General features: G+C 68.5%; 25 protein-coding genes. 6 read left to right on the forward strand and 19 right to left on the reverse strand.

Features of this window, described 5'->3' with window-relative positions; translation table 11 throughout:
• Position 1: 1 nt before the first annotated feature.
• Entirely contained in the window at positions 2–457 is a 456-nt protein-coding gene (locus FB475_RS21040) for a GNAT family N-acetyltransferase (RefSeq protein ID WP_141858284.1), read from the reverse strand.
• Positions 458–696: 239 nt separating this feature from the next.
• Between FB475_RS21040 and FB475_RS21045 the strand changes: the two genes are divergently transcribed.
• Together FB475_RS21045 and FB475_RS21050 are read left to right on the forward strand one after the other, a co-directional pair.
• A complete protein-coding gene (locus tag FB475_RS21045; RefSeq protein WP_141858285.1) occupies positions 697–1,530 on the forward strand; it encodes a mechanosensitive ion channel family protein in 834 nt (277 codons plus the stop codon).
• Positions 1,531–1,658: 128 nt separating this feature from the next.
• Positions 1,659–2,210 (forward strand): ATP-binding protein, encoded by a 552-nt coding sequence (locus tag FB475_RS21050; RefSeq protein ID WP_141858286.1) that lies wholly within the window; start codon positions 1,659–1,661, stop codon positions 2,208–2,210.
• A gap of 190 nt (positions 2,211–2,400) precedes the next feature.
• On the opposite strand, the gene FB475_RS21055 is transcribed toward FB475_RS21050, so the two are convergent.
• The 9 genes from FB475_RS21055 to FB475_RS21095 form a co-directional block, all read right to left on the reverse strand.
• A complete protein-coding gene (locus tag FB475_RS21055; RefSeq protein WP_141858287.1) occupies positions 2,401–2,931 on the reverse strand; it encodes a hypothetical protein in 531 nt (176 codons plus the stop codon).
• 39 nt (positions 2,932–2,970) lie between these two features.
• On the reverse strand, positions 2,971–3,669 hold the full coding sequence (locus FB475_RS21060) for a hypothetical protein (RefSeq protein WP_141858288.1): 699 nt from the start codon (positions 3,667–3,669) through the stop codon (positions 2,971–2,973).
• A gap of 90 nt (positions 3,670–3,759) precedes the next feature.
• Positions 3,760–4,305, reverse strand: a complete 546-nt coding sequence (locus tag FB475_RS21065) for a hypothetical protein (protein ID WP_141858289.1) — start codon at positions 4,303–4,305, stop codon at positions 3,760–3,762.
• A 9-nt stretch (positions 4,306–4,314) separates the two neighbouring features.
• Positions 4,315–5,502: an ROK family transcriptional regulator gene (locus tag FB475_RS21070; protein WP_141858290.1), complete on the reverse strand. Its 1,188-nt coding sequence runs from the start codon at positions 5,500–5,502 to the stop codon at positions 4,315–4,317.
• A 148-nt stretch (positions 5,503–5,650) separates the two neighbouring features.
• Positions 5,651–6,625, reverse strand: coding sequence for a DUF2891 domain-containing protein (locus FB475_RS21075; protein WP_141858291.1), 975 nt, complete (start codon positions 6,623–6,625; stop codon positions 5,651–5,653).
• An 11-nt stretch (positions 6,626–6,636) separates the two neighbouring features.
• On the reverse strand, positions 6,637–7,608 hold the full coding sequence (locus tag FB475_RS21080) for a DUF979 domain-containing protein (protein WP_141858292.1): 972 nt from the start codon (positions 7,606–7,608) through the stop codon (positions 6,637–6,639).
• The gene (locus tag FB475_RS21085) at positions 7,605–8,306 is read right to left on the reverse strand and encodes a DUF969 domain-containing protein (RefSeq protein WP_141858293.1); all 702 of its coding nucleotides are present in this window, start codon (positions 8,304–8,306) and stop codon (positions 7,605–7,607) included. Before FB475_RS21085 ends, FB475_RS21080 begins: the two co-directional genes overlap by 4 nt.
• A gap of 67 nt (positions 8,307–8,373) precedes the next feature.
• On the reverse strand, positions 8,374–8,772 hold the full coding sequence (locus tag FB475_RS21090) for a PIN domain-containing protein (RefSeq protein ID WP_141858294.1): 399 nt from the start codon (positions 8,770–8,772) through the stop codon (positions 8,374–8,376).
• Positions 8,769–10,160: an FAD-binding oxidoreductase gene (locus FB475_RS21095; protein ID WP_238332319.1), complete on the reverse strand. Its 1,392-nt coding sequence runs from the start codon at positions 10,158–10,160 to the stop codon at positions 8,769–8,771. Before FB475_RS21095 ends, FB475_RS21090 begins: the two co-directional genes overlap by 4 nt.
• Positions 10,161–10,339: 179 nt before the next feature.
• Here FB475_RS21095 and FB475_RS21100 point away from each other — a divergent pair, with 179 nt between their 5' ends.
• The gene (locus FB475_RS21100; protein WP_185759379.1) at positions 10,340–11,455 is read left to right on the forward strand and encodes a LuxR C-terminal-related transcriptional regulator; all 1,116 of its coding nucleotides are present in this window, start codon (positions 10,340–10,342) and stop codon (positions 11,453–11,455) included.
• On the opposite strand, the gene FB475_RS21105 is transcribed toward FB475_RS21100, so the two are convergent.
• The 3 genes from FB475_RS21105 to FB475_RS21115 form a co-directional block, all read right to left on the reverse strand.
• A complete protein-coding gene (locus FB475_RS21105; protein WP_141858297.1) occupies positions 11,452–12,129 on the reverse strand; it encodes a uracil-DNA glycosylase in 678 nt (225 codons plus the stop codon). The two genes, FB475_RS21100 and FB475_RS21105, sit on opposite strands and share 4 nt — an antisense overlap.
• Before the next feature lie 151 nt (positions 12,130–12,280).
• Positions 12,281–12,826 (reverse strand): DUF1990 family protein, encoded by a 546-nt coding sequence (locus tag FB475_RS21110; RefSeq protein WP_141858298.1) that lies wholly within the window; start codon positions 12,824–12,826, stop codon positions 12,281–12,283.
• The gene (locus FB475_RS21115; protein ID WP_141858299.1) at positions 12,823–13,842 is read right to left on the reverse strand and encodes an LCP family protein; all 1,020 of its coding nucleotides are present in this window, start codon (positions 13,840–13,842) and stop codon (positions 12,823–12,825) included. The genes FB475_RS21110 and FB475_RS21115 overlap by 4 nt, the downstream gene beginning before the upstream one ends.
• Positions 13,843–14,024: 182 nt before the next feature.
• Between FB475_RS21115 and FB475_RS21120 the strand changes: the two genes are divergently transcribed.
• A complete protein-coding gene (locus tag FB475_RS21120) occupies positions 14,025–14,810 on the forward strand; it encodes a phytanoyl-CoA dioxygenase family protein (protein WP_141858300.1) in 786 nt (261 codons plus the stop codon).
• 2 nt (positions 14,811–14,812) lie between these two features.
• On the opposite strand, the gene FB475_RS36875 is transcribed toward FB475_RS21120, so the two are convergent.
• The gene (locus FB475_RS36875) at positions 14,813–14,977 is read right to left on the reverse strand and encodes a hypothetical protein (protein ID WP_185759380.1); all 165 of its coding nucleotides are present in this window, start codon (positions 14,975–14,977) and stop codon (positions 14,813–14,815) included.
• Between the two features lie 119 nt (positions 14,978–15,096).
• On the opposite strand from FB475_RS36875, the gene FB475_RS21125 reads away from it, so the two are divergent.
• A complete protein-coding gene (locus FB475_RS21125; protein ID WP_141858301.1) occupies positions 15,097–17,040 on the forward strand; it encodes a M13 family metallopeptidase in 1,944 nt (647 codons plus the stop codon).
• Between the two features lie 82 nt (positions 17,041–17,122).
• Here FB475_RS21125 and FB475_RS21130 read toward each other — a convergent pair whose 3' ends face one another.
• Genes FB475_RS21130 through FB475_RS21150 form a run of 5 tightly spaced genes read right to left on the reverse strand, consistent with a single transcriptional unit; the run spans position 17,123 to position 22,382 of the window.
• Positions 17,123–18,181 carry a LacI family DNA-binding transcriptional regulator gene (locus tag FB475_RS21130; protein ID WP_202878463.1) on the reverse strand — a complete coding sequence of 353 codons (1,059 nt, stop codon included), beginning with the start codon at positions 18,179–18,181 and terminating at the stop codon, positions 17,123–17,125.
• On the reverse strand, positions 18,181–19,302 hold the full coding sequence (locus tag FB475_RS21135; RefSeq protein WP_141858302.1) for a glycoside hydrolase family 172 protein: 1,122 nt from the start codon (positions 19,300–19,302) through the stop codon (positions 18,181–18,183). The genes FB475_RS21130 and FB475_RS21135 overlap by 1 nt, the downstream gene beginning before the upstream one ends.
• 27 nt (positions 19,303–19,329) lie before the next feature.
• Positions 19,330–20,169, reverse strand: a complete 840-nt coding sequence (locus FB475_RS21140) for a carbohydrate ABC transporter permease (RefSeq protein ID WP_141858303.1) — start codon at positions 20,167–20,169, stop codon at positions 19,330–19,332.
• On the reverse strand, positions 20,166–21,056 hold the full coding sequence (locus tag FB475_RS21145) for a carbohydrate ABC transporter permease (RefSeq protein WP_141858304.1): 891 nt from the start codon (positions 21,054–21,056) through the stop codon (positions 20,166–20,168). The genes FB475_RS21140 and FB475_RS21145 overlap by 4 nt, the downstream gene beginning before the upstream one ends.
• Before the next feature lie 21 nt (positions 21,057–21,077).
• On the reverse strand, positions 21,078–22,382 hold the full coding sequence (locus FB475_RS21150; protein WP_141858305.1) for an ABC transporter substrate-binding protein: 1,305 nt from the start codon (positions 22,380–22,382) through the stop codon (positions 21,078–21,080).
• Between the two features lie 225 nt (positions 22,383–22,607).
• On the opposite strand from FB475_RS21150, the gene FB475_RS36880 reads away from it, so the two are divergent.
• Positions 22,608–22,766 (forward strand): hypothetical protein, encoded by a 159-nt coding sequence (locus tag FB475_RS36880; protein WP_185759381.1) that lies wholly within the window; start codon positions 22,608–22,610, stop codon positions 22,764–22,766.
• The last annotated feature ends 15 nt before the right edge of the window (positions 22,767–22,781 follow it).

The following is a 22,781-nucleotide window of genomic DNA, read 5'->3' on the forward strand; positions in this document are numbered from 1 at the left end:
GTTACCGGAGTTTGAGTTTGAAGCCTTCGTGGGTGTTTTCGAAGCCTAGGTTGGTGTAGAAGCGGTGGGCGTCGGTGCGGGACTTGTCCGAGGTGAGTTGGACGAGGGTGCAGCCGCGGTTGCGGGATTCCTCGACGGCCCATCGGATCAGGGTGGTGCCGAGGCCGGAGCCGCGGGCGGGGGCGGCGACCCGGACGGCCTCGATCAGGCCGCGGGTGGAGCCGCGGCGGGACAGGCCGGGGATGATCGTCAGCTGCAGCGTACCGATCACCTCGTCGTTGCGTTCGGCAACCACCAGCAGCTGGTTGGGGTCGGCGTCGATCTGCTCGAAGGCGGCCAGGTACGGCGTCAGGTCGTCGGTGGACTCACGGGTCGCGCCGAGCTGGTCGTCGGCGATCATCGCGACGATCGGGCGGACGTCGGCGGCGGTGGCGCGGCGGATGACGAGATCGTTCATCTGCCCAGGATCGCAAACCCCTGAAGCGGTTCAGCTCGCGGGGGTAAGGAGCGAAGTACGGCTTGAGTGATTGCCTTACGCAAACACTTTTCGTTGTACGCCTCGCCGTACGCCGTTGTTTGCCTCAGGCATCAAGGGGTACGAGTGATACTGGACACCACTGCATCCGCCCGTGCCGGGGTTGGGGCAGTCACGTGCGCCGACAGCGGATGCGGGCCAAGTCCTGGAAAGGTTATCCGATGTCAGCGTTAGCTATCGATTTCACCCAGCCGTTCGAGAACGCGTTCAGCAAACTGCTGTCGTTCATCCCGAACCTGCTCGGTGGCCTGGTCATCCTGGTGATCGGGTACTTCGTCGCGAAGGTGCTCGGCAAACTCGTCGGCAAGCTGCTCGGCCGGGTCGGCTTCGACCACTGGATGGACCGGGCCGGCGTCTCCGGGGTACTGCAACGGTCGGGCACGGGGCTGACCGCGTCGGCGGTACTCGGCAAGGTCGTGTTCTGGTTCGTGTTCCTGATCAGCTTCACGATGTTCGCCTCCGCACTCGGCGTGCCGGAGATCTCGAACTTCATGAGCGACATGCTCGGCTACATCCCGCGGATCTTCGCCGCGATCGTGATCGTCTGCCTGGCGGCGCTGTTCGCGAACTTCCTGGCGGCGATCATCCGCGGTGCCACCGGCAACGAGACGCTGGCCAAGGTGGCGCGGTACGCCGTTCTCGTGTACGCCGCGTTCGCCGCGCTGACCCAGCTCGGTGTGGCGGTCCAGCTGACCGGTAACACCCTGCTGATCGTCCTCGGGGGCGCTGCACTCGCCGTCGGCCTCGCTTTCGGCCTCGGGGGCCGCGAGATGGCCGGCCGCGCACTGGCCAACCTGTTCGACAAGGACAAGATGGTCAAGTCCAGCGACCACAACGGCACCATGGACGGCACGACGGCCGCCTACCCGACCCAGGGCAACTACCAGGGCAACTACCAGCAGCCCACCCAACCCGAACAACACCACGCCGCCCACAGCGCCGGCACCTGGTCCAACGGCACAGGCCAAAACGGCAACTGGCCACAAGGTCAGTAATCACTCGGAATCGACGGGCGGCAAACCAACCGGTTTGCTGCCCGTCCCTTGTCGCAGTCGATTGAGCCGGGCAACCAACTATCCTGACCGCGTGAGTGAGCTCGTCCTGGCACGACGGTCCGACGCGAATGCCTAGAACCGTGTTCCTCTGCGGTCCGGCCGGCTCCGGCAAGACAACCGTTCTCCGATTGAGCCACGATCAAAAGCTTGCTGTCTGGGGCCGGACCGCCGCGATCGATACCGACCAGCTGTTCTTCATGGTCGATCCGTTGTGGGACCTCCCGTACGACGATGCGCGCACCGCGCTCGTGCTCCGCCAGTCCGTCCAGCTCGCGGATTCGTTCTTCGGGGCGGGCTACGAAAATGTGCTGATCGCCGGAAACGCCATCCACGACGCCTTCGACCTCAATCCGGTGATCCCGCACCTCCTGCGCCTCGGCCGGGTCTTCCACCTCACCCTGGATCCCTCCGAGCAAGCCGTCCTCCGGCGGACCGCCGCCGACCCAGATCGCTCACCGAGCCGCCTGATGACCGACCTCCACCACCTGCGCGCCAAGCGTTCACCGTGGTCAGCCACCATCGACAACTCGGACCTCACACCACTCGAAACGCTCCGAACGATCGCTCACCTGACCGAGTCAGGCGCGGGCGAGATCCACGGGCTGTTACCGGACCGCTAGGCAATCAGTGGATGCGGCTACGTGAGTCAGATCCACGGACCGATCGCCAGGCGCGCGGGGCGCGAGTGAGCGCGCGGTGCGGGCGGGCGTGGCGCGGTCGCCTGTGGTGCGGGGCATAGGGAGTGGGTGGGTGTAGTGCCAGGAGGCGTGGCGACGGTGGGGGGATGTAGGTGGTCCCCCCGGGGCCCTTTCAGTCCTGTTGGGTGTCGGGGCCGGCTTTGCGGACTTCTTCTACCTTTGTCATGGCGGTGCGGAGGTCGGCCAGCCAGGTTTCGCTGTGTTGGGCGACGAGTTTGACGCACCAACTGAGGGCGTCGCTGCGGGAGCGGGCCACGCCGGCGTCGACGAGGGTGTCGAGGACCTGGCGTTCGGGCTGGCGGAGGCGGGTCATCACGGGGGCGGACAGCGAGGTGAAGACGGTCCGGGTGTCGCCGCAGCGGACTCCCCAGGCGACCTTGCGGCGGGCGGCGTGTTCGAGTTCGCGGGCGATCTCGATCCGGCGTTCGCGGGTGTCCTCCCGGAACTGCTTGATCCGGCCCTCTTCGGCGGCGGAGCGCTCGGCGGCGCTGACGTCGTTGCTCTGCTCGGGTGCGGGGATCCGGCCGACGATCAGGATCTCGTCCCGGTCGATCGACAGCTCGGTCTCACCCTCGAACCAGTCGCCGGGCAACCGTCCGGTCAGCCAGCCCCGCACCTTCTCGTGCTCGGTCTGTGTACTCATGTAATCATGATTACACCCAAGCACCTCGAGCTCAAGTGATCAGTGGTACTGCACGGTGTACGCCGCATGCGCGTCGCCCTGCGACAGGCCGACGTTGGACACGCCGATCACCAGCGTGTGTCGCGTGACATCGTTCCGATAGGTCACGTACGTCGTACCGGCAGCACCCTCGACGCGAATCCGCGTCCAGTGCGTACCACCCACAGCAGCCACGCGGTGCAGACTCCGAACCGCGGCCGGCGTCGCGTAGTACGCGGTCCACTTGGTGTCGCCGCGGCCCCAGGCGCGGACCAGGTTGTCCGACCACTGCACCGCGTTCCACGCCTTCGGCTCGTTGCTGAACCTGGCGGTGTACGCCGCATGCCAGCCGCTGCCCGCGCGCAGACCGACGTTCTGTACGCCGATCGTCAGGTTCCCGCCGCGTGCGTCGTCGTGGTACGTCACGTAGATCGTCCCGGCAGCGCCCTCGGTGGAGACGCGCCGCCAGTGGATCCCGCCCGGCGACGCCTGCCCGAACAGCGTGCGCGAGGTCGCCGTCGAGGCATAGCAGTTGGCGGTCGTCGCATTGCCGCTGCCCCACGCGCGGACGAGCCGGTCGGCGTACGTCGCCGCCGAAAGGCCGGCCACCGAGCCGGAGCAAGTAGTACCGGCGTTGGCCGGCGTGGCGCCGGCGACGAGCGGTGCGGTCACCGCAAGTGCCGCCGTCGCGCCAAGACCCATGATCCTTCGAATCATCATCGACCTCCCGAGTGGATGTGGTCCTACAAGTGGGACGCCACGTCCTGCTCGGGAGTTTGCCGCCGACGCCGCTGCAACACGTCTGCAATATCAAGCGGCAGGCTGCGGGGCGAACGCTGCACGCAACCGTTCCTGCGCCGCCGTTCCGGCCGCGGTGCGATCAAGGCCGAGCAACGCAGCACCAACCACCGGCGGTACGTCGACCACGCGCGGCACCGCCTGCGGAGCGACCTCGGCGAGCAACCGGGACACTCGATCGAGCAGTACGGAGTGCCCCGCCGTCAGCACCCCGCCGCCGAGTACGACGGTGACGCACTCACCGAGTAGGTCGAGCCGCCGCAATGCGCTGGACGCCATCGCGACGATCTCCTCGGCCTGCTGCTGAACGATGCCCAAGGCAACGGAATCGCCCGCCGCCGCGACCTCGAACAGCACCGGACCGGCCTCGAGCTGCCGCTCGCTCGGCAGCTCACCGAAGTGGAACGCCTGGATCACCGCTTTCAAACCCGACTTGCCGTAGTGCGCCGCAAGCGCGGTGACCAGCTGCGAGACCGGCAACGTGTCACGCGACCGCGCGAATCCGTCGACCAGCTCAGGAGTGTAGGTAGACCCACCATCGACGACGGTGGGTTTCATGCGTGGCTCCTAGGTGATCGGGGGACCCGCGGTGTCGAAGACCTCGTCGCGGGTGGTGCTCAGTGCGGACTGCAGTGCCCCGGAGAGCACGGGGTCGGTGCTGATCGCGGTCATCAACAGCTGCGGCCGCGGTACGGTCAGATCGGCGAGCTCGTCCTGCACCAGCTCGCGCAGGCGTTCGCCGCCCGCGGTGATGACGCCGCCGGCCAGCACGATCAGCTCCGGGTCGACGACCGCGACGATCGCGGCCAGACCGACTGCGAGCCGGTGCGCGAACTCGTTCAGGACGGCGTCGCCGACGCCCTCGGTCTGGAGCGCGACCGCGATCGCGGCTTCCGGCGTGCGGGCCTTCAGGCCGTGTTCCCGGGCCAGCTCCAGGACCGGTTCGCCACCGGCCAGCTCCTGGAAACCGCCGGCGTTGTTGCGGCCGACGTTGCGAACCAGCGGCGTACCGGGCAACGGCAGGAACGCGACCTCCCCGGCGCCGCCGGTCGCGCCGCGGTGCAGGCGGCCGTTGATGACGATCGCTGCGCCGATGCCTTCGTCGCCCCAGAGCAGCACGAAGTTGTCATGCTGCTGGGCGTGGCCGACGCGCTGCTCGGCGATGGCGGCCAGGTTGACGTCGTTCTCCACCTCGAGCGGTACGGCGATCGCCGCGGCCAGCTCCTCGAGCAGGTGCGGGGCGTGCCAGCCTGGCAGGTGGGTCGCGTACCGCAGCCGCCCGGTCGTCGGGTCGAAACCACCCGGCGTACCGATCGAGACGCGGCGCAGGCGGTCACGGCTCAGGCCCGCCTCGCCGGCCGCGCCCTCGATCGCCTTCACTACCCGGTCGACCGTGCCCTTGGCGCTCCGGCCCGGGGTGGCAAGCTCGTACCGGCCGACGACCTTCCCGGTCAGGTCCGCGACCGCGGCCCGGATCCGCGCCGGGTTGACGTCGAGCCCAGCGACGTACGCGATCTCGCCGTTGATCTCGTACAGCTGCGCGTTCGGCCCCGGCCGGCCGGCGCTGGTCCCGCTCGGGCGGACCAGGTGGGCCGCCTCCAGCCGTGCGAGTAGCTGCGACGCGGTCGGCTTGGACAGGCCGGTCAGGTTGCCGAGCGTGGTCCGGGAGAGCGGGCCCTGGCTGAGCAGCAGATTCAGGGCGGCGCGGTCGTTCATCGCGCGCAGCAGGCGCGGCGTTCCGGGTGTCGTTGCCATGAGCCAACCCTGCCTCCCTTCGCCGCCGTCGGGAACTCGCCGCGCTGAGCCTGAGGACTGTTAGGAAAGTTTCCTATTAGCGCGAGACGGTACGGCGGAGCTGCGCCGCTGTCAATCGCGGCGCTGGGAGGTCAGGGTCGACCGGCGGTTACCTGGGCTGTGCCTGGTCGGCGAGGAGAGCGAACGACACAAGCCAGTGCGTCGACATGAAATCCCCGTCCGTCACCGTAGGCAGCACTGCTTCCACCTGACGATCAGCAGCGGCCCGCAGTACGTCGGCAACGTAAGGAAGTGCCGGTGCGATCGACCGCAGCTGCCACGCCCGCGACAACGCCAACCCGTCCAGGTGCGCCAACTGCCCATCAGTGGAATCAACAGTCGCCGGCACATCGAGCAGGTGCTGGTGCGCGTCTGCGCCAAGCCCCGGCAGAAACGCCGCCAGCCAGTCGCCGAACTCGCTGGACGGCAGCACCCGTCGCATCAGCTCCGCCTCGGTCAGCGCCGGCGACAAGAAGTCGGTGCCGGACGGTTCGAAGCGCGTGTCGTACGCGTTGTCCGCGCCGTACCACTCCAGTGCTCGCAACCGGATCGCCTCGACCACGTCCGGCCGGCCGAGCTCGCCGTACGCCTCGTGCAACAACGCCAGTGCGAAAGCGGAGTTGAGATGTACGCCGTGCCGCACCGGGTAGACCTGCTTCGGCAGCCACGCGAGAACGAGCTCCGCGATCACGTCCCCGAGCGGCGTGAGCGCATCGGCCCACCGCGTTCCGCGGGTCGCCGCGACGAGCATGGCCGCCCACGCCCACCCGTACGGGCGTTCGTACGACGGCCGCTCCCGCAGGTACGCCGCCTCGACAGCGATCGCCTCCGGCGTCAGCCGCCGATCCAGCAGCTCGATCGGACGCTGCCCGGCCTCTTCCGGCGCCAGTGTCACCAGGCGGACCAGGGACCACTGCATGTGCACGCTGGAATGCCAGTCGTACGACCCGTGGAACGCCGGGTGCAGACGGTCCGGCGTGACGTCCACGTCGTCCGGACCGGTCGACGCGTGCTGGGTGGCGTAGGGGTAGGTGGTGTCGAGTACCTGACAGGCGATGTCGGCCCAGGCTGCGGCGTACTTCATCACGGCTCCTTCTAGAACGCGAAGACGTACATCAGGACGATGTTGCAGGCCAGCAAGGGGATCGCGGTCGGGATCTGCGCCTTGATCGGGCCGTACTGGTCCTTCATCTCCAGCAGCGCCGCCGGGACCAGGTTGAAGTTGGCGGCCATCGGCGTACACAGCGTGCCGCAGAAGCCGGCCAGCATGCCGATCGCGAACACGACCGCGGGCGTGCCGTGGAACTGCTGCACCAGCAGCGGCCACCCGACCGCGGCCGTCATCACCGGGAACGCCGCGAACGCGTTGCCCATGATGATCGTGAAGATCGCCATACCGATGCAGTACAAGGCGACCGCGGCGATCAGCGAGCCCTTGGGGATCAGGTGATTGGTGACGTGACCGACCGCCTTGCCGACGCCGGACGCAGTGAACAGCAGGCCGAGCGTGGCCAGCATCTGCGGCAGGATCGCGGCCCAGCCGATGTGTTCGAGCAGCCGGCGCCCCTCGTGCAGTGGCGCGGCCAGGGATTTCGGCCGGAACAGCACCATGCCGACGATCAGCGCCAGGATCGACGCGACGCCGAGTCCGATGATCGTGGCCGAACCGGTCTCGAGCAGCGGTTTGCCGTTGCCCAGCTCGACCTTCGCCAGCCAGGCCCCGAAGATCGCCGCGACGACCGGAATCACCAACGCGGGCAGGAAGAGCTTGTTGCCGAACTTGTTCGCGAAGTGCTCGCGCTCGGCCGGAGTCGTCGTCCGTTCCTGACCTCGCGTCGGAAAGCCGAAGCCGGCCAGGACCGCGATCACGATCACCGCGATGCCGAGCACCCAGGCCGGAGCCTGCTTGTGCACGACGAACGTCCCGTAGCCGAAGGACAATCCGAGGAGTCCCCAGAAGGCCGCACTGCCGAGCCGCTTGGGGTTGCCACGGTCGTTGACGACCTGCAGCGCGATCAGCACGAACAGCAGCCCGCAGAGCCAGTAGAACCACTCGACCTTGATCATCGGACGGCCTCCTGGGCCTCGAGGTCCGCCTCGGCCGCCAGTTTGTCTAGGGTGCGGTCGAGCAGCCACAGCCGGGTGCCGTGGATGAGCAGTGCGCAGATCCCGGTCGGGATCGCCCAGACCGCGATGTCGATCGCCTCGAGCTTCAGCCCGTACGTGGTGTCGACGAAGCCGGTGATCAGCAGGATCGAACCGATCGCGACGAAGATGTCCTCACCGAAGAAGACCCCGACCGTGTCGGCGCTGGCCGCGAAGCCCTTGATCTTCTCCTGCATCTTTTCCGGAAGCTTGCCGTACTTGCGCTCCGCGGCACCGGCGGCCATCGGGTGGATCAGTGGCCGGACGGCCTGCGCGTACCCGCCGATGCTGGTCAGGCCGACGGCGGCAGTGCCCTGCCGGATCACCATGTACAGCGCGAGCAGGCGGCCGGTGGTCAGCACCTTGAGTTTGCTGATCAGCTTGCGGGCCTGGTGCTGCAGGCCGTAGCGCTCGATCAGCCCGATGACGGGCAGCGTGACGATGAAGACGGTGACGGACCGGCTGCCGGCGAAGCCGTCGCCGAACGCGTCCAGGATCTTGACCGGAGACAGGCCGCCGATCAGGCCGGCGACGATCCCGGCCGCGGTGACGACCAGCATCGAATTGATCCGGAGCGCGAACCCGACGACCACCACGGCGATGGCGAGCAGAACCCACATGGTTCCTCCCGGGGGAACAGGGCGATTCCGCTCACCATAGGAGATTGTTGAACGATCCTGCAATGGATCATTCGAACAAATTCTCCACCGGCTGCACCGGGACGAGGCCGTCGGCCAGCGCCGCCAGCCGCGGATCGACCGTGACCAGGGCATCCGCCTGCAGCTGCGTGACCGCGAGGTACTCCGCGTCCCGGAGCGTGTCCCAGTCCTGATCACGGGCGATCTTCCACGCGGTCCAGCGCGACACCCGGTCGCCGAGCGCACGGATCTTCACCTCGGTCATCCGGGTGTGCAGCTGCCGCGCATCCTTCTCGGTCCGCTTCCCCCGCCGTACGTCGTGCAACAGCAGCTCGAGCCCCTCCGACCTGATCGCCGCAGGGGCAACCAGCTGATGGTGCGCCGCCACCGCCAGCTCCCGCTCGACCAGGTGCAACAGAGTGGGTGCATCAATCACATAGCGCGTCATGCCCGCAGCGTAGGCAGCGGCGGCACGGGATGGTTGGCGCGAACGAGATCGTGCGGGTCGTACGCCGTCTTGACCGCCTGCAGCCGTTCGTACGCCGACGCTCCGAACAGCGCCGTACCGGCCTTGCGGCGCTCGGCGAAGTTCAGGTAGGCGCCGCCTGTCGACCAGGGAGCCATCGCGTGCTGTACGGCGTCGACGTCTGCCCGTACGGCGCTCGCCGCCCGGGCATCCGGCGTGATGCCGACGGCGAACAGCGCGAACGCCGCGTCGAGGGAGTCGACCGCTCCACCCTCGGACCGCTCGGGTGCGAGCGCGCCGCCGAGCTGCCGGAGTTCGACCGACAGCAACGCGTCGGCCGCGCCGGCCGCCTGGACGAACGACTCGATCGCCTGCGGTGAGAGCTCGCCGAGCAGCATGCCGTCGCCGTACCCGGGGGTCGGCCCGGGCGGATCCATGTGCAGCGCGGCGAGCTCGGGCATCGGAGCCCTGCGGAAGGTGTCCATCGCGGGGCCCAGAGCACGCAGCGGCGCGAGCAGTTCGTCGGCTTCCGGGTCCGTCAGCTGGCAGGCCGCTTCGATCACGGCGAAAGACTGTCCCCGCAGGTGTGGCGGCAGGTCCGGCAGCGGCGGGAAGCGCAGCAGGCGACCGACGGACGTCACGGTGTCCGGTACCGAAGACAGCCAGGTCCGCCAGGTCTGGAGGACGGCCCACGCGCGGTCGATCGGGAAGAACAGCACTCCGGCGACGACGTCGGTGATCGGGTAGAGGCGGAACTCGAGGGCTGTCACGATCGCGAAACTCCCACCGCCACCGCGCAACGCCCAGAACAGTTCCGGGTGCCGGTCGGGCCCGATCCGCAGCAGCTCGCCGGCGGCTGTCACGGCCTCGATCGCGACGACGCTGTTCGCGGCGAGTCCGTGTGATCGGCCGAGCCAGGACAGGCCGCCGCCGAGGGTGTAACCGACGACGCCGACGTCCGGCGCCGATCCGGCTAGCGCGGCCAGACCGTGCTCGGCCGCCGCGGGCGTCACATCCATCCAGAGCGCGCCGGCCTCGACCCGCGCCACCCGCGTCTGCGGGTCGATCTGGACGGCACGCATCGGCGACGTCTTCAGCAGGATCGTGCCGTCGAGCGGGCCCAGCGGGGCCGCGTTGTGACCGGTCGACTGCGGTGCGACCCGAAGGCCGAGCCGGCGCGCGACGGCGACGACGCACTGGACGTCGCGGACGGAGCGGGCCAGCACGACGGCGGCCGGTCGCTGGTCGACGCTCAGGTGCCACGCCTGCCGGGCCGCGTCCCAGGACGCCTCGCCCGGCCGGACAAGGGTGCCGTCGAGGTCGGTGGCGAGCCGATCGAGTGCGTCGGCGTGCGTCACGGTGGTGGTCATCTCGGTGCTCCGTTCTGGATCTGACTGGTTCTGAGTGGTACGCCGATCAGCCTGCGGCGCGGACGACGCCGGTCCCATCCCGCCACCGGCGGGTTTCCGGTCGTGGGCACCCCCTACAGATGTGGGGTTGCCGGAGGCCTCGGTCCGCCCGCACACTGCAAGTGCCGAGTGGGGGGACCATGGAGACGATCGAGCGGCGCGTGAGTGGGTTGATGGCGGCCTGCGCTCGCGCGGACACGCCGGAGTTGCTGTTCGAGCAGGTGTCGCAGCGGTTGCGGACGATCGTGCCGTTCGACGGCGCGGGCTGGTTCGCGACCGATCCGTCGACCGTGCTCGCGACCCTCCCGGTCCGGATCGAGAACATCGAGCCCGGAGACTGCGAGACCTTCTGGGAGCGGGAGTGCCGCGTCGAGGACGCGCTGCTGTTCCGCGACCTGGCCCGTTCCGAGTCCGGCGTCGGTACGTTGTACGCCGCGACCGACGACCACCCGCTGCGCAGTGCGCGGTACCGCGAATTCCTTGCACCGCAGGGATACGGCGACGAGCTCCGTGGAGTGTGCCGCCTCGGTGAGAACGTCTGGGGCGTGCTCGACCTCTATCGCGAGCGGTCCAGAACGCCGTTCTCGCGGGCCGACCTGGAAGTTCTGCGCGCGGTGGCTCCCGCCATGGCGCTGGCGTTGCGGACGTTCGTCAGTAGGGCGCAGGTGCCGGCCGGCTCCGCCGCCGGGACCGGACCCGGGACGGCGCTGTACGACGCCAACGGGTCATTGCTGTCCCTGGACGAGCAGGCCGAACGCCTGCTCACCGAGGCCGCCGGACCCGACTGGGCGTCGCTGCCGTACAGCATGACGCCGGTGCGCGCAGTCGTGGCGCGGGCGATGGCCATCCAGGCCGGTACCGATCGCGGTCCGGCCACGGCCCGGATCCGCGCTGCCTCGGGGCGCTGGCTGGCGCTGCACGCGTCGTACCTGCGCGGCGCCGACGGTGGCGCCGGTCCGGTCGCGCTGACCATCGAGCCGGCGAAGTCGGCGCAGCTCGCGCCGATCATCGTCGAGGCGTACGCGCTGACGCCACGGGAGCAGGAGATCACCCGCGCGGTCGCTCGTGGACTGTCCAACCCGGAGATCGCCGCCGAGCTGTTCCTGTCGCCGCACACCGTCCGCGACCACCTCAAGGCGATCTTCGCGAAGGTCGGTGTCGGCAGCCGCGGCGAGTTGGTGGCGAAGCTGTTCGCCGAGCACTACGGCCCGAGTCTGCACAGCGCCTCGGCACCGGTCCAGCACGTGTCCTTCTAGGGGAGGCGCCAGTCGACCGGAGTGGCGCCCTGCTCGACCAGGAGGGCGTTGACGCGGCTGAAGGGACGGGAGCCGAAGAAGCCGCGGTCGGCGGACATCGGGCTCGGGTGGGCGCTTTCGACGTACGGCGTGTCGCCCAGCATCGGCTTGAGGGTCTGGGCGTCGCGGCCCCACAAGATTGCGACCAGTGGGCCGCCGCGGTTCACCAGAGCGCGGATGGCCTGCTCGGTGACGGATTCCCAGCCCTTGCCGCGGTGTGCGCCGGATTTGCCGGGCTGCACGGTGAGCACTCTGTTCAGCATGAGCACACCCTGGTCGGCCCACGGCGTCAGGTCGCCGTTCGACGGTGCCGGTACGCCGACGTCAGCCATCAGCTCGCGGTAGATGTTCTGCAGGCTGCGCGGGATCGGCCGTACGTCGGGAGCCACCGAGAAGCTGAGCCCCACAGGGTGGCCGGGCGTCGGGTACGGGTCCTGGCCGACCACGAGCACCTTCACCTCCGCCAGCGGCCGATGGAACGCACGCAGTACGTTCTCGCCGGCCGGAAGGTAGGCGCGGCCCGCGGCAATCTCTCCGCGCAGGAATTCACCCATCCGCGCCACAGTGTCCTCGACCGGAGCCAACGCCTCGGCCCAGTCCGGCGCCACCAGATCCGCCAACGTCTTAGGACTCACCCGCCACAGTCTTGCAGTCCCGCGGTTCCTGCTGCACCCCGGGTTGTCGTCCGTTGTTCGCGTGTCGCTCGGACGCCGGTCTTGCTACGGACGGTACAAAGGTCGCGGCCCCGCAAAGGTATGAGCTTGCGGGGCCCTTGCTATCTGGCTGTTATGTGGCGAGGCGGCGGAGGGCGGCCAGGTAGCGTCTGGCCGCATAGTGCTGGGCCCTGCGGGTGACCGGACCGCCGAGACGTGCGTACCAGCTGGCGCCGCGACTGTAGGCGCGGATAGTGGCGTGGACGTCGTCACCTTCGCGGGTGACGAGGAACGACTCCTCGCCGCACTCGGGGTGGCCCTCCAGCGTGCCGTAGGCGAAACCGATCTGGTCAGGCTCGTCGACGGTCCAGACGACGCGGCAGGGGATCGGCACGCCCCGTCGGCTCTGCAGTCGCCTGCTGAGGATCCCTAGGTTCAGCAACCCGAGCGTGTCGGTACCGACCCGCGGCGGCGTATCCGTGGCAGTTGTCCCGAACCCAGCGACCCGATGCATTCGCCAGGTCAGCAACGCGTCGGCAGCCCGCTGGAACACCTCGTCGCCGGCTCCGATCCGCTCGGTGCACTCGAGCCGGTGCAGCCCCACAGGCGTCTCGTCGTACCGAGTACAGCCCACCTCGTCGTAGGTGAGCTGCAACCGCGCCAGGTCGTCGAGTTTCAACTGCTCTTCAGACCGCTCGTGTTGTCGTTCTTGATGGCGTCGAAGAGGGCCTTGGCCTTGGTGGTGTCCCACTTGACCGCGTCACCGCGGTTGCAGCACAGGTGGTAGTTGTCGTTGCTGACCGGGACCGTCAGCGTCACGCCGCCACTGCCGGAGATGGCCCGCATGCCGCGGGCGAACCGGACGAAGTCGAGCAGGCTCATGTCCTTGTCCACCGTGAGCGCGTCGACGCCCTTGGTCGCCACGTTGTAGTAGCGGATCGGGTTCAGGAACGTCGACGGCGAGCTGGCCTTCTTCGCGATCGCGCCGACCATCTGCCGTTGCCGCTCGACCCGGCCGAAGTCGTTCTGGCCGTCGGCGTGCCGGGAGCGGACGTAACCGAGCGCCTTCACGCCGTCGAGCCGCTGGCAGCCGGCCGGCAGGTTGATGTGCGCCTTGTCGTCGTTCATTGCCTTCGGCAAGCACATGGTGATGCCGCCGATGCTGTCGATGACCGAGGCGAACCCGCCGAAGCCGACCTCGACGTAGTGGTCGATGTGCAGCCCGGTGACGTTCTCGATGGTCTGGATCAGCAGCGCCGGGCTCTTGTTGAACGCAGCGTTGATCTTCTGCTTGCCGGACACGCCCGGAATGTTGACCGCACTGTCCCGCGGGATGCTGACCAGCACGGTCGGCCCGGACTTCGGGACGTGCATCAGCATGATCGAGTCGGTCCGCGCCGGTCCGGCGTCGCCGCCGGTGTGCAGCCGGGCGCGCTCGGCCCGGGACAGGTCCTCGCGGGCGTCCGATCCGACCATCAGGTACGTCGTCCCCGAGGTCTTGGCCGGCCGGTCGCCGGTGGGCATCGCGTCGATCTTGTCGATCCGGCTCCACGCGTACAGCGGGACCGCGACCAGCGTGAGCACGAACAGCAGGACGATCAGTCCGACGGTCCGGAGGAACCAGTTGCGGCGCTTGGCTGGGCGGCGCGGCGACCGGTTCGCGTATCGCGGGTCGATGGGCTGCGTTTCACTCATACCCATGACCGTATCGGTGTCCGGCCTCCGGACACGTCACCCCACTGAACGGTTTTACCGGTCGGAAAGTCGATCGCGCCTCCTCCGAAGGGAGGAAATCGGGCGCCGGAGCGAACCAGAGTCCAAGAATCGGATCACTGGCGTCCATTCCGTACGGCGCCGGCAGCCGCTGGAATGGACACGTGCTGACGTCTAACGGATACGTACTGGATGAGCGCCGGCTGGGGGAGCTTGCGCCCGTACCTGATGCGGAGCGTGCTGACCGGGACGTACTGCGGGCGCGCCTGCAGCGGGACGGGTACCTGTACCTGACCGGCCTGCTGGACCCCGTGGTGGTGCTGGCGTTCCGCGAGTATTACTTCGGGCTCACGGGTGCCGCTGCGGACAGAGCGACGTACCGGAAGGTCTTGTTCGAACAGATCGTGCCCGGGCCGGAGTACGCCGCCTTCTGTGCGCAGCCGGCGCTCAAGGGGTGGTTCGAGTGGTTCCTGGACGGGGAACCGTTCCTGCACCGCCGCAAGATCATCCGGCAGACCGCTCCGGGCGAGAACGGCATCGGTACGGCGACGCAGGCGCACTACGACCTGGTGTACCTGCGCGGCGGCAGCGACCAGGTGCTGTCCGCCTGGATCCCGCTGGGCGACTGCCCGATCAGTCGCGGTGGATTGACGTATCTGGAGGGCAGCCACCACCGCGTGCTCGTCGAAGAGGCTGCCGGCCGGCTCAAGCGGCCCGCAGCCTCCATCACGGCCGACCTTCCCGCGCTGGCCATCGAGTACGACGCCAACTGGCTCGTCACGGACTACCGGGCCGGAGACGTCGTCGTCCACACCGCGCACACCGTTCACGCCGCACTGGACAACGTCTCCGAGGACATGCGGCTCTCGACCGACATCCGCTACCAGCGCGCCGACGACGCCATCGACACCCGCTGGCAGCACCACTGGCACGACCGCGACGGATTGTGAGCCTAGGGCTTCAGGAAGCGGATCGGGTCGCAGTGTTCGTGGTCGACCGAGTGTTTGACCATTGCCGGAGCTGGTGAGGGTGTGCTGCCGGCGGCCGCCGAGGTGGTGACCAGGCCGAGCAGCAGCACGGGCAGGCCGAGGATGGCGATGACGCGACGAATGTTCATGAGTCCTCCACTGAGTTCACCGTAGATCCGCGAACGGCCCTGTGGATATCCCCGGACCCGGCGAACCCGAACCGGGTATGTTCGCTGGCAGCAACTCGACTTGGGACAAGGGGCCAGGGATGACAGCAGGAAGCGACGAAGCGCAGGCGGTGCGCCCGCAGGACGATCTGTACCGGTTCGTGAACGGTGCGTGGCTCGCGGAGCACGAGATCCCCGCGGACAAGGCGATCCACGGTGCGTTCCACGCGCTCTGGGACACCGCCGAGCAGGACGTGCGTGCGATCGTCGAGAAGACCGTCGCCGCGGGGCACGCCGAGGGCAGTGAGCCGCGGAAGATCGCCGACCTCTACACCAGCTTCCTGGACACCGAGACGATCGAGCGGCTGGGCGCGGAGCCGATCGCCGAGCAGCTCGCGCTGGTGCAGGGCGTGACGGACGCGGCCGGACTGGTCTCGGTGCTCGGGCAGCTCGAGCTGCAGGGTGTCCCGGGCGTGTTCCACTACTGGGTCGACGCCGACGCCAAGCAGTCCGACCAGAACATCGTCCACCTGACCCAGGGCGGCCTCAGCCTCCCCGACGAGTCGTACTACCGCGAGGACAACTTCGCCGAGATCCGCACGGCGTACGTCGCACACGTGGCCAAGATGCTCGAACTCGCCGGCCTCGCGGACCCGGCCGGCGCGGCCGATCGGATCCTCGAGCTGGAGACCCGGATCGCCGGCGCGCACTGGGACCGGGTGAAGGAGCGCGACGTCCAGCTCACGTACAACAAGCTCGACCGGGCCGGGCTGGACAAGCTGATGCCGGACTTCGACTGGTCGAGCTGGCTGGCCGGTGCCGGCGTACCGGAGAGCGCGTTCGAGCAGGTCGTGGTCCGCGAGCCGGACTTCCTGACCGCGGCGGCCGCCGCCTTGCAGGAGGTCGACGTCGACCGGTGGAAGGAGTGGTTGAGCTGGCGGATCGTGCACAGCGCCGCACCGCTGCTGAGCCAGGCCTTCGTCGACGAGAACTTCGCCTTCTACGGCAAGAAGCTGACCGGTGCGCCCGAGCTGCGCGAGCGCTGGAAGCGCGGCGTCGCCGCGGTCGAGTCGGCGCTCGGCGAGGCGCTCGGCCGTCTGTACGTCGCGGAGCACTTCCCGCCGGACGCCAAGGCCCGGATGGTCGAGCTCGTGCAAAACCTGGTCGCGGCCTACCGGCAGCGGATCGAGGCGTTGGACTGGATGGGTCCGGAGACCCGGCAGCGGGCGCTGGACAAGCTCGGCACGTTCGTGCCCAAGATCGGGTACCCGGACGAGTGGAAGGACTACTCCGCGCTTGAGATCGACCCGGCCGACCTGTTCGGCAACGTCCGTCGCTCGGTCGCGGTGGAGACCGCGCGCGACCTCGACAAGCTCGGCAAGCCCGTCGACCGGAACGAGTGGCGGATGACGCCGCAGACCGTGAACGCGTACTACAACCCGCGGATGAACGAGATCGTCTTCCCGGCCGGCATCCTGCAGCCGCCGTTCTTCGGTCTGGACGCCGACGACGCCACCAACTACGGCGCGATCGGCGCGGTGATCGGCCACGAGATCGGTCACGGCTTCGACGACCAGGGCTCGCGCTACGACGCCGACGGCAACCTGAACGACTGGTGGACCGACGAGGACCGCGCCGCCTTCGAACAGCGCACCGACAAGCTCGTCGCGCAGTACGACGCCCTCGAGCCGGCCGAGGTCCCCGGCCAGAAGGTGAACGGCAAACTCACCCTCGGCGAGAACATCGGCGACCTGGGCGGCCTGTCGATCGCCTATGTCGCCTACCAGCTGTCCCTGGACGGCACCGAGTCCGAGGAAGAGCTGCAGGCCGGCGCGGAACGCTTCTTCGCTGCCTGGGCGCACGCCTGGGCGACCAAGACCCGCCCCGAAGAAGCCGCCCGCCGGCTCACCATCGACCCGCACTCACCGCCGGAGTTCCGTTGCAACGCCGTGGTGAAGAACATCGACGCGTTCCACACCACTTACAAGACAACGGAATCCGACGGCATGTGGCTCGCTCCCGAGGACCGGGTGCGAATCTGGTAGCGGCCGTCAAGGACCGGCAGCGGCCGGCAGCGGCCGTCGGGACGAGCAGGGCCGCGGCGGCCGAGCGGGTCCCCGGCGGCCGTCAGGGGTTGACCGGGGCGACAGACTCGCGCACGACGACCGGGCAGGGTAGCCAGGTCGGGTGGGTCGAGCGGTACCAGGTCTTGCTGCTGCTCTGGATCAACCGGGTCAAGGTGGCCACCGCCCAGGCGCCCATCTCGTAGTGCGGCAGGGCGACGGTCGTGAGCGCCGGATGGACGCTGCCCGCGATCGGCGCCTGGTCGTCGAACCCGACGATCGACAGGTCGTCGGGGACCCGCAGCCCGAGCTCCTGCGCGGCCCGGTAGGCGCCCATCGCCATCCGGTCGTTGTAGCAGAAGATCGCGGTCGGCCGGTCGGCCCGATCCAGCAACTCCAGACTGGCCGAGTAGCCGCCGATCGCCTCCGAGACCCCGGAGGCGATCAGCCGGTCGTCCTGCGGGAGGCCCGCCGCCGCGAGGCCGCGCAGGTAGCCGGCCAGCCGGCCCTGGGTGGCCGGCACGTCGATGCTCGAGTTCGCGAAGGCGATCCGCCGATGCCCGGAGTCGACCAGCAGCGCGACGAGATCGACCGCACCGCTGGCCTCGTCGGGCAGGACAGCCGGTACGACGCCCTGCTTGTCCAGGGCTCCTATCAACACCGCCGGTACCGCGCGCAGTTCGCGCGGCACCGACACCTCGTGGTGGAACACCGTGGCGTAGATGATCCCGTCGACCTGACGCTCGATCAGCGCCCGGGCGTCGGCGCGGCGGGCGTCCGCGCCGGCGTCCAGGTGCGAGTTGATGATCGCGAGCGTGAGGTTGTGCCGGCTCGCCTCCTCCTGCGCGCCGAGGATGATCCGGCCGGCGTGCGGGGTGGTGGCGATCTCCTCGGTGAGCAGCCCGATCATGTCCGAGGTCCGGGTGCGCAGGCCGCGGGCGAGCCGGTTCGGGGTGTACCCGAGGTCGCGCGCGACCGATCGCACCCGCTCGCGGGTCGCCTCGCTCGTCCGGGTGTGCGGCGTCTCGTTCAGTACGTGCGAGACCGTCGTCACGGACACACCGGCGGCGCGCGCGACATCGCGGATGCCCACCTTGGCCATGACCACCTCCTCCTCAGGCATCACTCGTCCCAGAGGCCGTGCTCCGGCCAGCGCCGCGGCAACCGCTCCTCGACCGGCGGCAGGTCGGCGTGCGGAGCGTGCTCGCCCAACTGGTACCAGTACGCGACGCTGGAGTAGTCGTTGCCCTGGTCGTTGGCGTGTCCGTGCTCGATCGACACCCGCAGGCTCTTCTCGAACCGGACCGGGTCCTCGATGTGCCAGCGGAACATGCTCCACAGCCCGAAGTGCTCCTGCGGGCTCGCGCCGAGCGTGATGCCGTGGTACGGACCGGCGTACTCGCCGCTCGGGAACCCCCAGGCCGCACCGAAGTAGTCCTCAGTACCGGTCCCGTGCAGCGACGGCGGCCAGACCTCGCCGTCGATGAAGAACATGTCGTCGCCTTCGCCGGGCCAGGTGAACACCTGGTTGGAGGCGTCGAAGTTGTCGATGCTGAGCACACAGCCAACGTAGTGCCCCTTGCCGGTCGCATCGAGGATGACGTAGTTGTCGTCGCCGGTCAGGTTCGTCCCGGGCAGATCCCACGGCGCCGGGTTCTCGAGGTCGCTGGTATGACGTACGGCGGTGGTCGGCTTCTCCTGCCGGTAGTACGCGTGGAACCGGGCGACGTCGTCCGGGATCGGTTCGGCGCTGAGCTCGTAGTCGACGTAGTAGAACAGGTTCTCGATCGGCTGGTCGCTCTCGTTGCGGATCTGGATCTTGGCATGGCTGCCGAACGGCATCGGGAAGTAGCTGTTCATCGCCGCCGCGAACGGGCCCTTCGGACCGCGCCGCGGGCCGAACACGGCGTTCAACGGCAGCGAGATGTAGTGCTTCGCGACCGCGTGCCCGACGCCGAAGAAGTCGCCGAGCGGGGCGCGGACGCTCGGGTTGTCCTCGCCGTCCCAGAACATCTCGATCACGAGCTTGCGCAGGTACTTCTCCGAGTAGCACCGGGTGGTGAGCCAGATGTGCTCGATCCGCCCGGCACCGGCGATGTCCGCGATCACGAACGTCTCGCCCGCGGGCACCACCGCGAAGTCCCGGTTGCCGCCGCTGCGGTCCCAGCTCGACTCGCGCCGCGACCGGCCGGACTTGACGTGCGCCAGGCCGCCGAGCGGGCTGTTGGGTTGCCAGAACTCCATAGAGATTCTCTTTTCTTCGAAGGGATGTCAGCCCTTGACCGCACCGAGGGTGAGGCCGGCGACGATGTGCCGCTGCAGGGCGAGGGTGAGCAGGACGACCGGGACCGAGTACACCGCCGAGAGCGCGGTCATCCCGCCCCAGTCCAGGCCGAACTGGGTCTGGAAGTTGGCGATCACGATCGGCGTGGTCTGCGCCCGCACCGACGTGAGCAGGAGTGCGAACAGGAACTCGTTCCAAGACGCGAGGAAGGCGAAGATGGCGGTCACCGCGAGTCCACCGGAGACGACCGGCAGCACGACGTACCGGAACGCCTGCAGCCGGCTGCTGCCGTCGACCTTGGCGGCTTCCTCGAGTTCGCCCGGAACCGCCTCGAAGAAGCTCGACATCAGCCAGATCGACAGCGGCAACGAGATCGTGGTGTGCGCGATCGCCAGGCCGATCGTGGTGTCGGAGATGCCGATCCGGCGCATCGTCTCGACCAGCGGCGCGCCGATCGCGATCGTCGGCACCATCCGGGTGATCAGTGCCGCGATCACGAAGATCCGGCCGCTCGGCGTCCGGTAGCGGGTGATCGCGTACGCCGCCGGTACGCCCATCAGCAGCGAGAACGCGGTACTGAGGACCGCGGTCGCGACGCTGTTGATGAGTGCCGGTACGACGCCTTCCTTGCTCAGCGCGGCGACGTAGTTGGTCAGCGTCCACTGCGACGGCAGGACGTGTGGAGGTACGGCGATCGCGTCCAGCGGCGTCTTGAACGACGTCAGCAACAGGTAGAGGAACGGAAAGCCGTAGAGCACCAGGACAGCGGCGAGCCCGGTCCAGAGCATGATCCGCGCCGGGCGGCGACGGGTTTCGAGACCGTTCATGCCTCCTCGCCTCCCGGCCGCCAGATGGCGAGAATCGCGATCGCGGCGACCACCAGCATCGCGATCAGGTACACGGTGCCCATCGCGCTGGCGAGGCCGGGATCCCCGTTCCGCGTCATCGTGCGGTAGATCAGTAGGCTGAGGGTCGTCGTACTGTCCTGCGGGCCGCCGTTGGTCTGGATCAGGATGATGTCGAACGCCCGGGCCGCGTCGATCCCGCGGACGATCAGCGCGACCGCGATCACCGGTCGCAGCAACGGCAGGATGACCCGGAACAGCAAGGTCGGGAACGGTACGCCGTCGATCCGGGCCGCCTCGATCACCTCGCCGGGCACGTTCTGCAGGCCCGCGAAGAGGACGAGCGTGATGAACGAGGTGGTCAGCCAGATATCGGGCATCGCGACCGAGAACAACGCGATCCGCGGGTCGCTCAGCCAGCCGATCTGGTCCGTACTGTGCAGCAGGCCGATCCGTCGGAGCAGTTCGTTGAGGATGCCGAAGTTGTCGATCAGCAGGAACCGCCAGAGCAGGCCGGCGACCACCGGAGCGACCATCAGCGGATACATGAACACGGTCCGGAACACGGTCGAGCGGTCGCCGAGCGCCGCGAAGAGCAGCGCGACGGCCAGGCCGAAGGTGAACTCGAGCGTGACCACGATGACCGTGTAGACGATCGTCCGCAGCGCGGCTCCTTGGAACGCCGTCGAGCCGAAGGCCGTGGCGAAGTTGCCGAAGCCCACGAACGTCCGCGGACCGCCGGCAATGGGGGAGATCTGGTAGAACGCGTTCGAGACGAACCTGACCAGTGGCCAGGCCACGAAGACGGCCAGGAACAAGGCGGCCGGGGCGATCAGTACGAGCGCGAACCGGCGGTCGTTGAGGCGCACAGGGGTGTCCTTCGGAGTCGTCTACTTGACGATGGCCTGGATCTGGGTTTTGGCCTGTTTCAGTAGGGCCGCGTTGTCCGCGCCCTTGACGACGGCCTTCTGCAGCATCGGTGTCAGCACGGTGGTGACGATCTGCTGCCACTTGGGGGTCGCCGGCCGGGCGATCGTCGCGGGGGACTTGAGCGTGGTGAGGATGGCCGGGTAGTTCTCGTGTCCGGCGACACCGGCCTGCGACTCGAACGCCGAGATCCGCGAGACAAGACCCAGCGAGGTCTTGATCGACAGGTCGTTGTGCTGGTAGGCGAACGCGATGAACTTCTTCGCCTCGGCCTGGTGACTCGTTGCCTTCGGCACCGACAGGTACCAGGCGCCGGGTACGCCGGCGATACCGCCCGGGCCGGCGATCATCGGCGCGACCCCGATCTTGCCCTTCACCGCGGCGTTGGCCGGCGTCTGCGTGTAGGCGTGTCCCCAGAACCGCATCATCGCGAGTTTCCCCTGGTAGAACAGGTTCTGCGCGCCGGCCCAGTCGAGCTGCGCGGCGCCCGGTGGCGCGTACGGCAGCAGGCTGGTGTAGAAGTTCAGCGCGGCCAGGTGGTCGGCGTCGTCGATCGTCACGTCGCCGCTCTTGGGGTCGAGGACCATCGTCTTCTCACCGGTCTGCGAGACGGTGGCGAGCCATTCGGTCTCGACGGCGCCCTTCACGTCCGTGCCGTACAGATCGGTCTGGCCGTCACCGTTGGTGTCCCGGGTGAAGAACGCGGCCACGTCCTTGTACTGCTTCCATGTGGTCGGCGGCACCAGCGGGTACCCGTACTTCGCCTGGAAGGCTGCCTTCTCCTTCGGGCTGCTGAACAGGTCCTTGCGGTAGTAGAGGATCTCGGAGTTCGTCCAGACCGGCATCCCGACGTACGAACCGCCGACCTGTGCCTCGGTCACCAGGCCCGGGAACAGGTCACCTTTCACGTCGCCGGTGAACAGGTCGTCGAGCGGCGACAGGCCGGCCGAGAACGCGCTCAACCAGATAGCGTCGAGCGCCGCGACGTCGAACGACGCCTTGCCGGCCCCGAGCGCGGTCTGGATCCGGTCGTAGAGGCCGTCGTACGGCAGCTCGACCAGGTCGACCGTCGTGCCGGTCTGCTTCTTGTACAGGTCCGCGATCGGCTGGAGTTCGGCCTTGCCGCCGCCCTCCACCAGGACCGTCAGCTTTCCGGCCGTACCGGCGGAACTTCCGCCGGCACCGCACCCGGCCAAGGCCACACTCGTCACGAGGGCGAGGCCGGCCGCGGCGGCCCGGAGACGACCGCTCGTGCTGCGAAGCTTCATCACTTCGACTCCGTTCTTCTGGTCAAACGTTTTGGCAAAACGTCTTGGCCGAAAGTGTTCACAGCGACGAGTCGCCCGGTCAACGCCAAAGTTCTGCCAAACAGTTGCCAAAACTTTTGGCACCGCGGACGACCTTGTCGCCGTCCGGCGGCGGTTCTACGGTCGGATCAATTCGGATCTGCCAAAACCTTTTGGCAATCTGTTGGAACCTGTGAAGGAGCCGCCATGAACTCCTCCGATCCCCTCTCCCGCCGGGTCTTCCTGGCCGCCGTGGCTGCCGTGAGCGCCGCGGGCTACGTCCAACTGCCGAGGACGCCGGCCGCCGCGGCCGTCGCCACGAACCCGGCGCCACGACCGCACAACACGCTCCTCGGCGTGCTCTGACCCTGCAGCTCACCC

The sequence above is a fragment of the Kribbella jejuensis genome, assembly GCF_006715085.1.
Taxonomy (GTDB): Bacteria; Actinomycetota; Actinomycetes; order Propionibacteriales; family Kribbellaceae; genus Kribbella; species Kribbella jejuensis.

Excerpts from the sequence above, each read along its gene's own strand:
- FB475_RS21080 (WP_141858292.1), bottom strand. The coding sequence starts at position 7,608 with ATGATCAAGGTCGAGTGGTTCTACTGGCTCTGCGGGCTGCTGTTCGTG.
- FB475_RS21115 (WP_141858299.1), bottom strand. The coding sequence starts at position 13,842 with ATGAGTGAAACGCAGCCCATCGACCCGCGATACGCGAACCGGTCGCCG.
- FB475_RS21125 (WP_141858301.1), top strand. The coding sequence starts at position 15,097 with ATGACAGCAGGAAGCGACGAAGCGCAGGCGGTGCGCCCGCAGGACGAT.
- FB475_RS36875 (WP_185759380.1), bottom strand. The coding sequence starts at position 14,977 with ATGAACATTCGTCGCGTCATCGCCATCCTCGGCCTGCCCGTGCTGCTG.
- FB475_RS21090 (WP_141858294.1), bottom strand. The coding sequence starts at position 8,772 with ATGACGCGCTATGTGATTGATGCACCCACTCTGTTGCACCTGGTCGAG.
- FB475_RS21135 (WP_141858302.1), bottom strand. The coding sequence starts at position 19,302 with ATGGAGTTCTGGCAACCCAACAGCCCGCTCGGCGGCCTGGCGCACGTC.
- FB475_RS21130 (WP_202878463.1), bottom strand. The coding sequence starts at position 18,181 with ATGCCTGAGGAGGAGGTGGTCATGGCCAAGGTGGGCATCCGCGATGTC.
- FB475_RS21045 (WP_141858285.1), top strand. The coding sequence starts at position 697 with ATGTCAGCGTTAGCTATCGATTTCACCCAGCCGTTCGAGAACGCGTTC.
- FB475_RS21050 (WP_141858286.1), top strand. The coding sequence starts at position 1,659 with ATGCCTAGAACCGTGTTCCTCTGCGGTCCGGCCGGCTCCGGCAAGACA.
- FB475_RS21140 (WP_141858303.1), bottom strand. The coding sequence starts at position 20,169 with ATGAACGGTCTCGAAACCCGTCGCCGCCCGGCGCGGATCATGCTCTGG.
- FB475_RS21040 (WP_141858284.1), bottom strand. The coding sequence starts at position 457 with ATGAACGATCTCGTCATCCGCCGCGCCACCGCCGCCGACGTCCGCCCG.
- FB475_RS21075 (WP_141858291.1), bottom strand. The coding sequence starts at position 6,625 with ATGAAGTACGCCGCAGCCTGGGCCGACATCGCCTGTCAGGTACTCGAC.
- FB475_RS21095 (WP_238332319.1), bottom strand. The coding sequence starts at position 10,160 with ATGACCACCACCGTGACGCACGCCGACGCACTCGATCGGCTCGCCACC.
- FB475_RS21070 (WP_141858290.1), bottom strand. The coding sequence starts at position 5,502 with ATGGCAACGACACCCGGAACGCCGCGCCTGCTGCGCGCGATGAACGAC.
- FB475_RS36880 (WP_185759381.1), top strand. The coding sequence starts at position 22,608 with ATGAACTCCTCCGATCCCCTCTCCCGCCGGGTCTTCCTGGCCGCCGTG.
- FB475_RS21085 (WP_141858293.1), bottom strand. The coding sequence starts at position 8,306 with ATGTGGGTTCTGCTCGCCATCGCCGTGGTGGTCGTCGGGTTCGCGCTC.
- FB475_RS21060 (WP_141858288.1), bottom strand. The coding sequence starts at position 3,669 with ATGATGATTCGAAGGATCATGGGTCTTGGCGCGACGGCGGCACTTGCG.
- FB475_RS21055 (WP_141858287.1), bottom strand. The coding sequence starts at position 2,931 with ATGAGTACACAGACCGAGCACGAGAAGGTGCGGGGCTGGCTGACCGGA.
- FB475_RS21065 (WP_141858289.1), bottom strand. The coding sequence starts at position 4,305 with ATGAAACCCACCGTCGTCGATGGTGGGTCTACCTACACTCCTGAGCTG.
- FB475_RS21100 (WP_185759379.1), top strand. The coding sequence starts at position 10,340 with ATGGAGACGATCGAGCGGCGCGTGAGTGGGTTGATGGCGGCCTGCGCT.
- FB475_RS21150 (WP_141858305.1), bottom strand. The coding sequence starts at position 22,382 with ATGAAGCTTCGCAGCACGAGCGGTCGTCTCCGGGCCGCCGCGGCCGGC.